Here is a 15186-nt window from a genome sequence, read left to right as displayed (position 1 = left end):
GCCGTCACCCCTCATCCGAACCGGTACTCGCCGCCGGGCCCGGCCCCGCCACGGGAACCGAGCGCGCGAATCCGCCGTCCACCATCAGACCGGCCACCGTCTCCAACTCCGGCGGATTCCCCGCCAGCCGCTCCAGAAAGGCGTCGAAATCACCGCCGCACGGCAGCAACAGCCGCTCCACGCGCTCCTGCACCGACCAGCCGTCCCGGTCGCGGGCGTCGTCGTACGGCGAGAACCACACCGAGCCGATGCCCTCGCCCTTCACCTTCAGGGCGAGCAGCCCGCCCTGGACGAAGGCCACGCACAGGTAGTCCTTCGTCAGGTGGTCCCGCAGGCACTTGTTCACGTACACCAGGTCGTTGACGGCGGCTTCGTCGCGCACCGTGAAGAACGGCTGGTCCACCAGCAGGCCCAGCTCCACGTCCAGCCCCGCGCCGACCGGCGCGCAGCCTCCCGCGGCCTTCAGGAACGAGCGGTACGCCTCCGGCAGCCGGTAGCCGAGGTCCTCCTCGACGCCCTGCACCTGCTCCTCGGAGACCGACACCACCGACTTGGGCAGGCCCAGGTGGACCGGGCGCACCTCCTGCAGCGACCGCGTCCCGCGCTTCTCGTGGTCCACCGGGGCCGTCACGAGCCCCGCGTGGTGCCGCAACAGGGCCTTCACCTCGACCGGGACCAGCTCCATGCGCCGCGAGCCCGACACGTGGTGCCAGGTCCAGCCGTGAGGGGTGGCCACCGGGCCGACCGTGTCCCACAGCTCGTGCCCGGCGGCCTGCATCGCCGCGTTCGCGGACACGCAGTCCGTCAGGCGCAGCTCGTCGACGCCGAAGCCCTCGGGGGGGTCGGCGATCTCCACCGCCGCGCGGGCGTACGCGGAGAAGTCCGGATGCCCGTTGCCGTCCATCCGCACTCCGTGGGGATGCCGAGCGGCCCGGACGGGGTCCGGGAAATGCACGACCTGCCCCGCGTAAGCGGCGTTGGGTGGCGCGGCCTGCTGCCCGAGCCGACCTGTCGTCATGGCGGTAGCCCCCTGCTGGATCTGGCTGGTTCACCACAGCCTATGCGCTGGGGCAAGAGGCTCACCCGCGCCGGAGCCGCACCCTCCGGACAGGGCCGGGAACATCCGAATTGATACGAATATTCGACCCCGCTTCCACATGACAGGTGACGTTTGGCAGGCTGTCCCCGCAGCACGGGGGCGTGCGCGACCGCGGCCACCACCGCCGCCACGGGAGGGAAAGCGCGACCATGCACCACACGGCAACACGGCCGGATCCGGCCGACACCGCCGCAGCAGGCCCGGAAGGACCCGCGGCAACGGCAGCACCCGACGGCACAGGAGGCCCGGAAGGACCGCAGGCACCGCAAGGCCTGCCGGCACCGCACGGAGCCCTGGTACGGAGAGGCCCCGGCGGCCCCGCCGAACCGGGCGGCCCGGCCGGAGACCCCCGCCTGCGCTGGGGCAGCGCCGACGGCCGCCCCACCCCGCCCGTCCTGCGCTTCCGGCGCGACGGCATCCTGCCCACGGTGGCCGCCGCCCTCTCCGTACGCGGCGAGACCCTCACCGGCACCGCGGGCAAGGCCGACCATCCACCGGCGCTGCACCCCCTCGTCCAGGACTTCCTGGACACCCTCACCAGCGGCCAGCGCGAACGCTTCACCGGCCGGTGCCCCGAGGCGATCCTGCTCTCCCGCCACCTGGCCGGCGTCGAGGGCGCCCGCTCCAAGCGCGCCTCCCGCAAGCCCCTCACGGCGAGCGAGGCGCGCCGCTCCCTCAAGCACTCGAAGATCACCGCCCGCCGCATCCGCGAGGACGGCGACCCGCTCCACGGCAGCTACGCACCCCCCTGCCGCTCCTGCGAGGCCCTCCTCGCCCACTTCGGCGTACGCTCCGTCGACCTCACCCCAGCCGAGTAGCCATGACCCCCACCTCCGCCTCGTACGACCGCTCCGCGGCGACCCGCTTCCCGGCCGCCGTCAACTCCGCCCTGCGCACCGCCGGCTGGGAGCCCGGCCGCTGGGACATCAAGCAGGCCGAGTACTGGGCCGACGCGCTCCGGGACCACACCACCCCCGCCGGACACCGGCACACCGTCTTCCCCGCCGCCGTCGAGGCCTGGGCCGAATTCGGCGGCCTCACCGTCACCGCGCCCGGGCCCGGGCGCCAGATAGCACCCGTCCCCGTGCGGATCGACCCCCTCACCGGCCTCCACCTGGCCCGGACCTTCGCCGACCTCGGCCGCGCCCTGTCCACCGAGCTCTGCCCCCTTGGCGTCGAGGCCGACGGGGGCTCCCACCTCGCCATCGACCGCGAGGGCCGCGCGTACGGCATCGACCACACCGGCGACTGGTACCTCGGAATGAGTGTGGACGAGGCCCTCACCCTCCTCCTGACGGGCCTCCAGCCCACCCGCCTCACCACGGCCTGACCCCCGCCCGGGACGCCGGCCCGTCCGCGACGCCGGCCCGTCCGCGACGCCGGCCCGGACGGGGCTCGGCCCCGGACGGGGGTCACCGCGCGGGCAAGGCGCCCGCCGCGGGGGGCGGGGGTCGGGCTGCGGGCGCTACCGTGCGGCCGCGCCCTGGCGCGAGGGCAGCACCACCGAGACCCGGAAGCCGCCCGCGTCCGTCGGCCCGGACACGAAGACCCCGCCCAGCCCGAGCACCCGCTCGCGCATCCCGACGAGGCCGTTGCCCCCGCTGGGCAGCCCCGGCTCGGCGGAGCTGCCGTCGCAGGGCCCGTTTTCCACCTGCATCGCCACCTCGCCCTCCCGGTGGGCGAGCCGCACCACGACGCGGGCGCCCGGCGCGTGCTTGTGGCAGTTGGTCAGCGCCTCCTGCACCACCCGGTACGCCGTCTGCTCCACCTCCGCCGGGTACCGCGCCCCCTCGCCCCGCACCACCACCTCCACGGCCATCCCGGCCGCTCGCGACTGGCCGACCAGCACCTCCAGCTCCCCGAGCGTGGGTCCGTCGTCGGTGCCCCCGGTCGGCGGCGCGGCCACCGCCGCCACCGCCGCGGCCGCCACCGCCGCCGCGGGTGTCGGCTTCCCCGCGGCCCCGGCCCGCAGCACCCCGAGCATCTCCCGCAGCTCCGTCAGCGCCTGCCGCCCCATGTCCCCCACGAGAGCCGCGTTCTTCACGGCTCGCGCCGGGTCCTTCAGCGCCACCGCCTCCAGGGCCGCGGCGTGCACCACCATCAGGCTCACCCGGTGCGCGACGACGTCGTGCATCTCGCGGGCGATCCGGGTCCGCTCCTCCGTACGGGCCCACTCGGCCCGCTCCTCCGCCCGGTCGGCCAGCAGCGACAACTCCCGCTCCAGGGAGTCCGCCCGCTCCTGGAGGCTCTCCATCAGCCGCCGCCGGGCCCCGATGTAGAGGCCGAACAGCACCGGCGGCACCGTCAGCGCCACCGCCACGAACGCCGCCAGGACGACGACCAGCGTCGCGTCGGCCTCCACGTCCCCGCGGGTGCGCAGGTACATCACGACGAAGGTCGCGGACAGCGACATCGAGGCCAGCGTGGCGATGATCCGCCGCGGCACCTCGGACGACGCCAGCGAGTACAGGCCCACGACCGCGAGCAGGAACCCCATCGTGGCCGGCGCCACGGCGATCCCGACCAGCACCACCGCGATCGGCCAGCGGCGCCGCAGCACGAGCACCGATCCCACCAGGAACCCGAACAGCACTCCGAGCACGGTCGGCGCGCCCGTCTCGGCGGCGAAGGCCACCCCCTCCCAGGCGCACTCGGCGGCGGACAGCCCGCCGAGCACCACGTCCCCCACGGCATCCCGCCGCCGCGTCCACCACAAAGGCGGCCCAGCGCGGCCTTGCTCTTCCCCCGTACTGGTCATGCCGTCCAGCGTACGCAGCGCCCCCAGCACGCCCGCGACCGATATTCCGCGTCCCATAAGGTGGCGATCCATACCGTCGCATCGAGGGGCGGTGGTGCGGCATAGTAGGTGCCGTCGACTCGACCACGCAGCCTTGATGTTCGGTTTAGTCGCGAATAGTCCCCTGTGGTGTAATTGGCAGCACTGAGGCTTTTGGTGCCTTATGTTCGGGTTCGAGTCCTGACAGGGGAGCTCCACACGTACGGGTCCTGACCTCCGCGGTCGGGACCCGCCTTCGTTCGGGGGCCCGGGGCCCCGGCTATCCTTCACGGGTCCACCCCCGAAGCCGAAGGGCCCACCCGTGAGCGCCAACCGCCCGGCAGCCGTCGTCGTACTCGCAGCGGGGGAAGGCACCCGCATGAAGTCGGCCACCCCCAAGGTGCTGCACGAGATCTGCGGGCGCTCGCTCGTCGGTCACGTCGTCGCCGCCTCCCGCGAACTGGACCCCGCCCACCTCGTCGTCGTCGTCGGGCACGCCCGCGAGCAGGTCACCGCGCACCTCACCGCCTTCGACCCCGCGGTCCGCACCGCCGTCCAGTACGAGCAGAACGGCACCGGGCACGCCGTCCGGATGGCGCTCGAAGAGCTCGGCGGCGACGTCACGGGCACCGTGATCGTCGTCTGCGGCGACACCCCGCTGCTGACCGGCGAGACGCTCCGGCAGCTCGCGCGGACGCACGGGGCCGACGGCAACGCCGTCACCGTGCTCACCGCCGAGGTGCCCGACTCCACCGGCTACGGACGCATCATCCGGGGCGCCGACGGCGCGGTGACCGGCATCGTCGAGCACAAGGACGCCACCGACGCCCAGCGCGCCGTCCGCGAGATCAACTCCGGGGTCTTCGCCTTCGACGGGGCCCTCCTCGCCGACGCCCTCGGCAAGGTCCGCACCGACAACAGCCAGGGCGAGGAGTACCTCACGGACGTCCTCGGCATCCTGCGCGAGGCCGGCCACCGCGTCGGCGCAGCGGTCGGCGGCGACCACCGCCAGATCCTCGGGATCAACAACCGCGTGCAGCTCGCCGAGGCCCGCGCCCTGCTGAACGCGCGCCTGCTGGAGCAGGCCATGCTCGCCGGGGTGACGGTCGTGGACCCGGCCAGTACGTTCGTGGACGTGACCGTCACCTTCGGCCAGGACGCGCTCGTCCACCCGGGGACCCAGCTCCTCGGGGCCACGCACGTCGCGGAGCGGGCCGAGGTGGGCCCCAACACCCGCCTGACGGACACGACCGTGGGCGCGGGCGCCCGGGTGGACAACACCGTGGCGGACGGCGCCGTCGTGGGCCCGGACGCGACCGTGGGCCCCTTCGCGTACCTGCGTCCCGGCACCCGGCTCGGCGCGAAGGCCAAGGCCGGTACGTACGTGGAGATGAAGAACGCGACGATCGGCGAGGGCACCAAGGTGCCGCACCTGTCGTACGTGGGCGACGCGACGATCGGCGAGTACACCAACATCGGTGCGGCCAGCGTGTTCGTGAACTACGACGGTGAGAGCAAGCACCACACCACCGTCGGCTCCCACTGCAAGACGGGCTCCGACAACATGTTTGTGGCGCCGGTCACCATCGGGGACGGCGCCTACACGGCGGCCGGATCGGTGATCACCAAGGACGTGCCGCCCGGCGCGCTGGCCGTGGCCCGCGGCCAGCAGCGCAATATCGAGGGCTGGGTGGCCCGCAAGCGCCCGGGGAGCGCCGCCGCGACGGCGGCGCGGTCGGCGGGCGCGGAGGACTCCGGCCACCACTGAGGTGAACGGGCCGGAAACGGCTGCGCCTGCGACGGCGTACCGTGATAGGTGCACGCAATTCGGCTGGCTCACCGTGTGCGGGACGGACGCACGCGGGGGCGAGCAGCTTTCAACACGTCTGAGGAGACAGTGCTGTGACCGGGATCAAGACGACCGGCGAGAAGAAGCTGATGCTCTTCTCCGGCCGCGCCCACCCCGAGCTGGCCGAGGAGGTCGCGCACCAGCTGGGAGTCGGCCTCGTGCCGACCAAGGCTTTCGACTTCGCGAACGGTGAGATCTACGTCCGCTTCCAGGAGTCGGCTCGCGGCGCGGACTGCTTCCTGATCCAGAGCCACACGGCTCCGATCAACAAGTGGATCATGGAGCAGCTGATCATGATCGACGCGCTGAAGCGCGCGTCGGCTCGCTCCATCACCGTCATCGTGCCGTCCTACGGGTACGCCCGCCAGGACAAGAAGCACAAGGGCCGCGAGCCGATCTCGGCCCGTCTGGTCGCCGACCTGCTGAAGACCGCGGGTGCGGACCGCATCCTCACGGTCGACCTGCACACGGACCAGATCCAGGGGTTCTTCGACGGCCCGGTGGACCACCTGTCGGCCCTGTCGGTCCTCGCGGACTACGTCGGCGCCAAGGTGGACCGCTCCAAGCTGACGATCGTCTCCCCGGACGCCGGCCGCGTGCGCGTCGCCGACCGCTGGTGCGACCGCCTGGACGCCCCGCTGGCGATCGTGCACAAGCGCCGTGACAAGGACGTCGCCAACCAGGTGACCGTCCACGAGGTCGTCGGTGAGGTCAAGGGCCGCGTCTGCGTCCTGGTCGACGACATGATCGACACCGGTGGCACCATCTGCGCCGCGGCCGAGGCGCTCTTCGCGCACGGCGCGGAGGACGTCATCGTGACGGCCACGCACGGCATCCTGTCGGGCCCCGCCGCCGACCGCCTGAAGAACTCCAAGGTCAGCGAGTTCGTCTTCACGAACACCCTGCCGGACCCGTCCGACCTGGAGCTCGACAAGATCACGGTGCTGTCCATCGCCCCGATGGTCGCCCGCGCCGTGCGCGAGGTCTTCGAGGACGGCTCGGTCACCAGCCTCTTCGAGGAGCAGCAGTAGCCGCTGCGCGGTAGATCCTTTTGGGTTCGGCCTCCCCCGCCGGGTACACTCCACGAGTTGCTCGGCGAGGGAGGCCGTACCTGTTTCCGGTACGGACGCTCCGTTATCGACGCGCTCTTCGTAGCAGGCCGTTCCGGCCGGGTGACCAGTTCCGTCCTTCCGTCACCCCACGAGGAGTGAGCATGTCCGAGGTCAAGCTTTCCGCCGAGCTCCGCACGTCCTTCGGCAAGGGCTCCGCCCGCCAGGCCCGCATCGCGGGCAAGGTGCCCGGCGTCATCTACGGTCACGGCACCGCCCCCCAGCACGTCGACGTCGAGGGCCACGGCCTGCTGCTCGCGCTGCGCACCCCGAACGTCCTGCTCTCCCTGGACATCGCGGGCGCCGGCACCGAGCTGGTCATCCCGAAGGCCGTCCAGCGTCACCCGCTGAAGCGCTCGATCTCGCACGTCGACTTCCTGATCGTCAAGAAGGGCGAGAAGGTCACCGTCGACGTCGCGATCGTCACCGAGGGCGACCTGGCCGTCGGCGGCAACATGCTGGAGACCCTCCAGAACACCATCTCCGTCGAGGCCGAGGCCACGCACATCCCGACCGAGGTCACCGTCTCGATCGAGGGCCTGCAGGCCGGCGACACCATCCACGCCAAGGACCTGGTCCTCCCGAAGGGCACCACCCTGGCCGTCGACGGCGACATCGCCGTCCTCCAGGTCGTCGCCCCGCAGGCCGAGGAGCCGTCCGCCGAGGCCGAGGGCACCGAGGCCTGAGCCTCCCCTTCCCCTTACGGCACGTACTGACCGACCGCCGTCCGGCTCCACTGGAGCGGGACGGCGGTCGTTCCCGCTCAAGGAGCTTGTGATGTCGGACGACGCGGCGCCCTGGCTGATCGTCGGCCTGGGCAACCCGGGGCCGGAGTACGCCGGCAACCGCCACAACATCGGGTTCATGGTGGCGGACCTGCTGGCGGACCGGATCCGCGGGAGGTTCAAGGCGCACAAGGCCCGGGCCCAGGTGGTCGAGGGCCGCATCGGGCCGCCGGGGCCGGGCAACCGCCGGGTGGTGCTGGCCAAGCCCATGACGTACATGAACCTCTCCGGCGGCCCGGTGACGGCGCTGCGCGACTTCTACAAGGTGGCGCCGGAGCGGATCGTCGCGGTCCACGACGAGCTGGACCTCGACTACCCGACGCTGCGCCTGAAGCTGGGCGGCGGGGACAACGGCCACAACGGCCTGAAGTCGATGACGAAGTCGATGGGCCCGGACTACCACCGCGTCCGCTGCGGCATCGGCCGTCCCCCGGGCCGGATGCAGGTCGCGGACTTCGTGCTGAAGGACTTCTCCTCGACGGAGCGCAAGGAGCTGGACTGGTTCGTGGACCGGGCGGCCGACGCGGTGGAGTGCCTGATCTCCGACGGCCTGGAGCGCGCGCAGTCCACGTACAACACGTAGGCGTACGGGAGCCCCCGCACCTTCGAGCTTCGAGGTGCGGGGGCTCCCGTGTGTCGTGGCCCGGGGGCCGGTCAGCCGGTCAGCCGGTGTTGCGCAGGCCTGCGGCGACGCCGTTGACGGTGAGCAGCAGGGCGCGGGCGAGCAGCGGGTCGGCCTCCTCGCCGCGGGCTGCGGCGGCGCGCTGGCGGGCGAGCAGCGAGACCTGGAGGTAGGAGATGGGGTCCAGGTAGGCGTCGCGGACGGAGAAGGTCTGCTGGAGGACCGGGTGGGAGTCCAGGAGCTTCTCGCCGCCGGTGATGCGCAGGACCTCGCGGACCGTGAGCTCGTGCTCGGCCTCGATGCGGGCGAAGACGTGCTTGAGGTTCTCGGGCACGAGGGTGTCGACGTAGTGCCGGGCGATCCGCAGGTCGGTCTTGGCCAGGGTCATCTCGACGTTGGACAGGAAGTTGCGGAAGAAGTGCCAGCGCTCGCCCATCTCGGCGAGCGCGTCGTCCTGGCCGGCCTCGCGCAGGGCCTTGAGGCCCGAGCCGACGCCGTACCAGCCGGGGACGATCTGGCGGGACTGGGTCCAGCCGAAGACCCACGGGATGGCGCGCAGTCCGTCGAGGCCCGCGCCGGAGTCGGGGCGGCGCGAGGGGCGGGACCCCAGGTGCAGGTCGGCGAGCTGGTCCACGGGCGTGGCCGCGAAGAAGTACGCGGGCAGGTCGGGGTCCTCGACGAGCGCGCGGTAGGCGGCGTGGGCGGCGTCGGAGACCGTGTCCATGGCCGCGTCCCAGCGGGCGAGGGCCTCGTCGGACTGGCGGGGGGCGGTGTGCAGGGCGGAGGCCTGCAAGGTGGCCGCGACGGTCAGTTCGAGGTTCTCGCGGGCCAGGGAGGGGACGAGGTACTTGTCGGAGATGACCTCGCCCTGCTCGGTGACCTTGATCTCGCCCTCCAGGGTGCCCCAGGGCTGGGCGAGGATGGCGTCGTGCGAGGGGCCGCCGCCGCGGCCGACGGTGCCGCCGCGGCCGTGGAAGAGGCGCAGCCGCACGCCGTAGCGGTGGGCGACGTCGCGCAGTCGGCGCTGGGCGCGGTGGATCTCCCACTGGGAGGTGGTGATGCCGCCGAACTTGCTGGAGTCGGAGTAGCCGAGCATGACCTCCTGGACGTCGCCCCGCAGCGAGACCAGGCGGCGGTAGGAGGGGTCGGCGAGCATCTCGTCGAGGATGACGTCGGCGGCGCGCAGCTCGTCGGTGGTCTCCAGGAGCGGCACGATGCCGATCTTGGCCCAGCCGCCGTGCAGGTCGATCAGGCCGGCCTCGCGGGCGAGGACGGCGGCGGCGAAGACGTCGTCGGCGCCCTGGCACATCGAGATGATGTACGACTCGATGACCTCGGGGCCGAACTTCTCGAAGGCGTCCTTGATGGCGAAGAAGACGCCGAGGGTCTTCTGGCCGGCGGCGTCGAGGGGTGCCGGGGTGGGGGCCAGCGGGCGCCGGGAGCGGAGCTCCTTGGCGAGCAGCTTGCCGCGGTACTCGCGCGGCATGTCGGCGTACCGCCAGGACTCCTCGCCGAGGCGGTCGAAGAGCTGGCCGAGCGCGTGGTGGTGGGCGTCCGCGTGCTCGCGCACGTCCATGGTGGCGAGCTGGAGCCCGAAGGCGGCCAGGGTCCGGATGGTGCGGTCCATGCGGCCGTCGGCGAAGAGCGCGCCGCGGTGCTCGCGCAGGGAGGTCTGGATGAGGGTGAGGTCGGCGAGGAGTTCGGCGGTGCCGAGGTAGTCGCGGCCCTCTTCGTGGGAGGTGCCCTTGGCGAGTCGCTCGCGGGTGTTGACGAGCTTCTGGCGGATGCAGGTGGCCTTGAGGCGGTAGGGCTCCTCGGCGTTCAGCCGCTTGTAGCGCGGGCTGATCTCGGGGAGGCGCTCCAGGTCGGCCTGGAGGGAGGCGAGGAGCTCCTCGGTGGCGCCGGTGTAGCGGATGGAGTTCGACAGCAGGCCGCGCAGGAAGTCGACGAGTTCGAGGGCGTCGGTGATGCCGTGCTCGTGCTGGAGGATCAGCACGTCCCGGGTGACGTCGGGGGTGACGTTCGGGTTGCCGTCGCGGTCGCCGCCGATCCAGGTGCCGAAGGTCAGCGGGCGGGTGCCGGGGGGCAGCTCGACGCCGACGCGCTGGAGTTCGGCGGCGAGGTCTTCGAGGACGTCGCCGACGGCGCCGGCGTGCAGCTCGTCGAGGTAGTAGATGGCGTTGCGGGCCTCGTCGGCGGGCTCGGGGCGCACCACTCGGAGCTCGTCGGTCTGCCATACGAGGTCGATGTTCTCGGCCAGGCGCAGGTCGTGGCGCCGGCGGTCGCCGGCGCCGGTGACGGGCTCCTCCAGCAGGGCGGCGATGCGGCGCAGCTTGTTGAGGACGCTGCGGCGGGCCGCTTCGGTGGGGTGGGCCGTGAAGACCGGGCGGACGTTGAGGTTCTTGACCGTCTCGCGCAGGTGGTCGGGGTCGGCGTCCTTGAGCATGTCGGCGGTGCGGGCGAGGAGCCCGCCCTCGGCGGCGCGGTGGGCGCGCAGCTCCTTGCCGCGGTGCACCTGCTCGGTGACGTTGGCGAGGTGGAAGTAGGTGGAGAAGGCGCGGACCAGCTTGGCCGCGGTCTCCAGACCGATGTCGCCGAGCAGCGCGGCGGCGGCTTCGCCGTCGGTGCGGGTGAGGGCGCGGACGCGTTCGACGAGGTCGAGGAGGTCTTGGCCCTCCTGTCGTACGAGGGTCTCCCCGAGAAGGTCGCCGAGGCGGCGGATGTCCGCGCGCAGCTCCGCGTTCGCGGTGGCGGCCTGGGTGAGGGGGGCGGCCGGCTGGGAGGCCCGGGGGGCCTGGTCAGCACTGCTCACAGGTGCGGCTCCTTGCAGTGTTTCGAGCTACGGGGCGGTGGGCTCCCGGCCGCGCGCGGCGGTGCCTCCCCCAGACTTCGTCTGGGAGGGGTCCCCGGCTGGTGCGCAGCCCGGGCTGCCCGTGCGGACCGCGCTGTCCGACGACACCAGGATAGGTGTCGGACTGCCGTGTCCGGGCAGTTGTCTCGCGAGGCGGCTCCGGGGCGGGCGGTGTACGCCCTGTGGAGGCGCTACGCGCCTTCGTTCACGGGGCGTGTACGGCGTGTGGCGGACCGCTCCGGCCGCACCCCACTTGCCCCCGCTCCTCGATTTGCCATACTTACGATGCCGTAGGTTACGGGTCCGTAGGCTCCGTGCCACCCGGTTCCGCCCGTGCTCGGGGCGGCGCCCTTCCCGCTGACTCCTCACCCCCCAGGGGGCCCCATGCCCACCCCGCCCGATCTGATCGAGGACGCCTCCGCGCAGTCCGACACCGCCGTGTCCGCGACGCTCGGCGGCGAGAACAAACGGTCCGTGGAGCAGATCGCCCTGCTGCTGTTCATCACCCTGCCCTTCGTGGCGCTGCTGGCCGCGGTCCCGCTGGCCTGGGGCTGGGGGGTGAGCTGGCTGGACCTCGGCCTGATGATCTTCATGTACTTCCTGGCGTGCCACGGGATCACCATCGGCTTCCACCGCTACTTCACGCACGGCTCCTTCAAGGCGAAGCGGCCGCTGCGGATCGCGCTGGCCGTCATGGGGTCCATGGCGGTGGAGGGTCCGGTGGTGCGCTGGGTCGCCGACCACCGCAAGCACCACAAGTTCTCCGACCACGAGGGCGACCCGCATTCGCCGTGGCGGTTCGGCGAGACGCTGCCGGCGCTGATGAAGGGCCTGTGGTGGGCGCACATCGGATGGCTCTTCGACGAGGAGCAGACCGACCAGCAGAAGTACGCCCCGGACCTGGTCAGGGACCCGGTGATCCGGCGGATCTCGCGCGACTTCATCTTCTGGACGATCTTCTCGCTGGCGATCCCGCCGCTGGTGGGCGGTCTGGTGACGATGTCCTGGTGGGGTGCGTTCACGGCGTTCTTCTGGGGTTCGCTGGTGCGGGTGGCGCTGCTGCACCACGTGACCTGGTCGATCAACTCGATCTGTCACGCGGTGGGCAAGCGGCCGTTCAAGTCCCGCGACCGCTCGGGCAACGTGTGGTGGCTGGCGGTGCTCTCCTGCGGGGAGTCCTGGCACAACCTGCACCATGCCGATCCGACCTCGGCGCGGCACGGCGTGCTGCGCGGCCAGGTCGATTCGAGTGCGCGGTTGATCCGCTGGTTCGAGCTGCTGGGCTGGGCCACGGACGTGCGCTGGCCGTCCGCGGCCCGCATCGACGCCCGGCGCAGGGGCGACGAGCCGAACGCGGCATGATGGGGGGTGTGGCGATCGACGGCAGCAGTTCCAGCAGCGACAAGCCCCGGCGCGGTCGCCGGGTCAGGATGACGGGCGCCGAGCGGCGTCAGCAACTGCTGGACATCGGTCGCGCCCTCTTCGCCGAGAAGGGCTTCGAGGGCACGTCGGTGGAGGAGATCGCGGCGAAGGCCGGGGTCTCCAAGCCGGTGGTGTACGAGCACTTCGGCGGCAAGGAGGGCCTGTACGCGGTCGTGGTGGACCGGGAGATGCGCCAGCTGCTGGACGGGGTGACGAGCGCGCTGACGGCCGGGCACCCGAGGGAGCTGCTGGAGCAGGCCGCGTTCGCGCTGCTGGACTACATCGAGTCGTACACGGACGGCTTCCGCATTCTGGTGCGGGATTCGCCGGTGGCCCAGTCGACGGGCACCTTCGCCTCGCTGATCAGTGACATCGCCACGCAGGTGGAGGACATCCTGGGGCTGGAGTTCAAGGCCCGCGGCTTCGACCCGAAACTGGCCCCGCTGTACGCGCAGGCGCTGGTCGGGATGGTGGCGCTGACCGGGCAGTGGTGGCTGGAGACCCGGCAGCCGAAGAAGGCCGAGGTCGCGGCCCACCTGGTGAACCTGTGCTGGCACGGGCTGGAGAACCTGGAGGCGAAGCCCCAGCTGGTGGGCCGCCGCAAGAGCTGAGCGGGCGGCGGCCCCGCATCGCCCCGAGCCCGGAAGGTTGTACGGAAAACCACTTCTACCTCGGGAAACGCAGCGGTACTGTGTGATCACTTCCCGGGGGGGACGTACGGACGATCCGCAGCGCCGCGTTCCGCGTGCGCCGGTCGTCGTCGTGACGGCCACCCGGTTCTACCTGCGATCACGGGGGAACCCTCTTGCGCTCTTCGCGCCTCGGCCGCATCGCGGCCTGCACCGCCCTTGCCCTCTCTGCGGGCACCCTGCTCTCCGTCGGCCAGGCCACCGCCGCCGGCAAGGCCTCGGACCGCCCGGCGCCCGCCGCGGCCAAGGCCTCGACCGCCCCCAAGTCCACCGTCCCGCACGCCGCCACCCCGGCGCCGGGCGTCGTGGCACCGAAGGCGACCACCAAGGACAAGGGCGCGCGCGCCGCGGCTCCGCAGAGCCTCGCGGCCGCGAGCAGCGTGGCGCAGCCGCGTCTGGACCTCGACGGCGACGGCTTCAGCGACCTGGTCTTCCGCTCGACCCTCGGCTACGCCGGTGTCTTCGCGACGGGCGCCCCCGCGGGCGACCCGTCCACCGACTTCCGCATCGAGGGCGACGAGTCCGAGACGGTCAAGGACATCATCGCCCTCGGCAACGTCGGCGGCGGCTGGAACCCCGAGATCCTCACGCTCACCTTCGACGGCAAGCTCCAGCTCCGCGAGACCTCCGGCGGCACGGCCGGCGCTCCGAAGTGGACCGGCACCGGCTGGCAGGTCTACAACCGCGTCATCGCGGCGGGCGACCTGAACAAGGACGGCCGTCCGGACCTGCTCGCCCGTACGCACGCCGGCGACCTGTACTACTACAAGAGCACCGGCAACCTCTCCAACCCGTTCGCGGACCGGGTCAAGGTCAGCGGCGGCTGGAACCAGTACGACCAGATCGTCGGCCTGAGCGACATCGACGGCGACGGCGACGGCGACGTCATGGGCCGCACCTACACGGGCGACCTGTTCGTCCACAAGGGCACCGGCAACGGCGCCGGCCCGCTGGAGTGGCGGAACCAGATCGCCAGCGGCTGGACCGGCTACACCCAGATCATCGCGGCCGACGACATCGACGGCGACGGCAAGGCCGACATGATGGGCGTCACCGTCACCGGTGACCTCTTCTGCCACTTCTCCGAGGGCAACGGCCTGTTCTCCGCGCAGTACGACTGCGGCTCGAACTGGAAGAGCACCGAGCTCTTCCTCGGCTCGGGCGTCACGCCGGTCTACGGCAAGCACAACGTCGGCACCCTCGACGCCGGCGGCCAGTACTGGTCGCACGACGCCAAGAGCGACGGCTCGCTCTTCGATCCGCGCAAGGCCGGCGACTTCGTCTGGCCGGACGACGGGTCGAAGCTGGTCGTGGCCTCGGGCCTGGACAAGGTGAACTGGGGCCACAAGTTCCAGTTCAACCAGTGGGGCCTGACCAACCGCAGCACGAACCAGTCGATCGCCGGTGACTGGTGGGGCGTCACGAACCTGGTCGTCGGCGGCGGCGACGTCTCCGGCGACGGCAAGGGCGACCTGCTGACCCGCGACATCTGGGGCAGCCTCTACGTCCACCAGGGCAACGGCACCGGCAACGCCTTCGCCGCCCCGGTCAACGTCGGCAACGGCTGGGACCAGTACCGGCTGGTCGCCTCCGGTGACTTCAACGGCGACGGCTACGCCGACGCGGTCGGCATCACGAACGGCGGCGACCTGTACTTCCACCCGGGCGCCGGCAAGGCGAACGCGCCGTTCGCCGCCCGCTGGCTGGTCGGCGGGGGCTACCAGGCCTACAAGGACGCCGTGTCCCCCGGTGACCTGACCGGTGACGGCAAGGCGGACCTGGTCCTGACCGACGCCAACGGCAACGTGTTCCGCTCCGAGGGCGGCAAGAGCCTCTTCGGCAGCGAGGTCCTCACCGCGCCCGTCTTCTTCAAGGGCAACCTGAACTACCGCACCATCGGCTGACCGCCCGACACCTGCACGACGGCGCCCCGCCACCGGAGATCCTCCGGTGGCGGGGCGCCGTCGTGCCGCGGGGCCCGCGG

General features: G+C 72.0%; 12 protein-coding genes and 1 tRNA gene. 10 read left to right on the top strand and 3 right to left on the bottom strand.

Annotated features, from left to right (window positions below):
* Positions 1-4 precede the first annotated feature (4 nt).
* Positions 5-1018 carry an SMI1/KNR4 family protein gene (locus tag ACFWU6_RS22840; protein WP_383982784.1) on the bottom strand — a complete coding sequence of 338 codons (1014 nt, stop codon included), beginning with the start codon at positions 1016-1018 and terminating at the stop codon, positions 5-7.
* A gap of 230 nt (positions 1019-1248) precedes the next feature.
* Between ACFWU6_RS22840 and ACFWU6_RS22835 the strand changes: the two genes are divergently transcribed.
* Entirely contained in the window at positions 1249-1917 is a 669-nt protein-coding gene (locus ACFWU6_RS22835; protein WP_383806079.1) for a YwqJ-related putative deaminase, read from the top strand.
* Positions 1918-1919: 2 nt separating this feature from the next.
* On the top strand, positions 1920-2429 hold the full coding sequence (locus ACFWU6_RS22830) for an SUKH-3 domain-containing protein (RefSeq protein ID WP_383982782.1): 510 nt from the start codon (positions 1920-1922) through the stop codon (positions 2427-2429).
* A gap of 135 nt (positions 2430-2564) precedes the next feature.
* Here ACFWU6_RS22830 and ACFWU6_RS22825 read toward each other — a convergent pair whose 3' ends face one another.
* Positions 2565-3857, bottom strand: a complete 1293-nt coding sequence (locus ACFWU6_RS22825; RefSeq protein WP_383806075.1) for a sensor histidine kinase — start codon at positions 3855-3857, stop codon at positions 2565-2567.
* A 159-nt stretch (positions 3858-4016) separates the two neighbouring features.
* On the opposite strand from ACFWU6_RS22825, the gene ACFWU6_RS22820 reads away from it, so the two are divergent.
* The 5 genes from ACFWU6_RS22820 (at position 4017) to pth (ending at position 8201) form a co-directional block, all read left to right on the top strand.
* Positions 4017-4088 (top strand) — tRNA-Gln (locus tag ACFWU6_RS22820).
* Between the two features lie 109 nt (positions 4089-4197).
* Entirely contained in the window at positions 4198-5643 is a 1446-nt protein-coding gene (glmU, locus tag ACFWU6_RS22815) for a bifunctional UDP-N-acetylglucosamine diphosphorylase/glucosamine-1-phosphate N-acetyltransferase GlmU (RefSeq protein WP_383982780.1), read from the top strand.
* 134 nt (positions 5644-5777) lie between these two features.
* On the top strand, positions 5778-6755 hold the full coding sequence (locus tag ACFWU6_RS22810; protein WP_383806071.1) for a ribose-phosphate diphosphokinase: 978 nt from the start codon (positions 5778-5780) through the stop codon (positions 6753-6755).
* A 182-nt stretch (positions 6756-6937) separates the two neighbouring features.
* Positions 6938-7519, top strand: a complete 582-nt coding sequence (locus ACFWU6_RS22805; RefSeq protein WP_383806069.1) for a 50S ribosomal protein L25/general stress protein Ctc — start codon at positions 6938-6940, stop codon at positions 7517-7519.
* A 91-nt stretch (positions 7520-7610) separates the two neighbouring features.
* Positions 7611-8201, top strand: a complete 591-nt coding sequence (gene pth, locus ACFWU6_RS22800; protein WP_383806067.1) for an aminoacyl-tRNA hydrolase — start codon at positions 7611-7613, stop codon at positions 8199-8201.
* Positions 8202-8280: 79 nt separating this feature from the next.
* On the opposite strand, the gene ppc is transcribed toward pth, so the two are convergent.
* Entirely contained in the window at positions 8281-11052 is a 2772-nt protein-coding gene (gene ppc, locus ACFWU6_RS22795) for a phosphoenolpyruvate carboxylase (RefSeq protein ID WP_383806065.1), read from the bottom strand.
* 423 nt (positions 11053-11475) lie between these two features.
* On the opposite strand from ppc, the gene ACFWU6_RS22790 reads away from it, so the two are divergent.
* The 3 genes from ACFWU6_RS22790 to ACFWU6_RS22780 all read left to right on the top strand — a co-directional run bounded on the left by ACFWU6_RS22790 (position 11476) and on the right by ACFWU6_RS22780 (position 15106).
* A complete protein-coding gene (locus tag ACFWU6_RS22790; protein ID WP_383982778.1) occupies positions 11476-12453 on the top strand; it encodes an acyl-CoA desaturase in 978 nt (325 codons plus the stop codon).
* Positions 12450-13124, top strand: coding sequence for a TetR family transcriptional regulator (locus tag ACFWU6_RS22785; protein ID WP_383806061.1), 675 nt, complete (start codon positions 12450-12452; stop codon positions 13122-13124). Before ACFWU6_RS22790 ends, ACFWU6_RS22785 begins: the two co-directional genes overlap by 4 nt.
* Before the next feature lie 194 nt (positions 13125-13318).
* Positions 13319-15106: an FG-GAP repeat domain-containing protein gene (locus tag ACFWU6_RS22780; protein ID WP_383982776.1), complete on the top strand. Its 1788-nt coding sequence runs from the start codon at positions 13319-13321 to the stop codon at positions 15104-15106.
* The last annotated feature ends 80 nt before the right edge of the window (positions 15107-15186 follow it).

It is taken from the genome of Streptomyces sp. NPDC058674, from assembly GCF_042716505.1.
Lineage (GTDB): Bacteria > Actinomycetota > Actinomycetes > Streptomycetales > Streptomycetaceae > Streptomyces.
This window is presented reverse-complemented; position numbering and strand designations above follow the sequence as displayed.

Bases quoted from the DNA above. Each gene is read 5' to 3' on its own strand.
- ACFWU6_RS22805 (WP_383806069.1), top strand. From the start codon at position 6,938: ATGTCCGAGGTCAAGCTTTCCGCCGAGCTCCGCACGTCCTTCGGCAAG.
- pth (WP_383806067.1), top strand. From the start codon at position 7,611: ATGTCGGACGACGCGGCGCCCTGGCTGATCGTCGGCCTGGGCAACCCG.
- ACFWU6_RS22785 (WP_383806061.1), top strand. From the start codon at position 12,450: ATGATGGGGGGTGTGGCGATCGACGGCAGCAGTTCCAGCAGCGACAAG.
- ACFWU6_RS22790 (WP_383982778.1), top strand. From the start codon at position 11,476: ATGCCCACCCCGCCCGATCTGATCGAGGACGCCTCCGCGCAGTCCGAC.
- ACFWU6_RS22840 (WP_383982784.1), bottom strand. From the start codon at position 1,018: ATGACGACAGGTCGGCTCGGGCAGCAGGCCGCGCCACCCAACGCCGCT.
- ACFWU6_RS22830 (WP_383982782.1), top strand. From the start codon at position 1,920: ATGACCCCCACCTCCGCCTCGTACGACCGCTCCGCGGCGACCCGCTTC.
- ACFWU6_RS22825 (WP_383806075.1), bottom strand. From the start codon at position 3,857: ATGACCAGTACGGGGGAAGAGCAAGGCCGCGCTGGGCCGCCTTTGTGG.
- ACFWU6_RS22835 (WP_383806079.1), top strand. From the start codon at position 1,249: ATGCACCACACGGCAACACGGCCGGATCCGGCCGACACCGCCGCAGCA.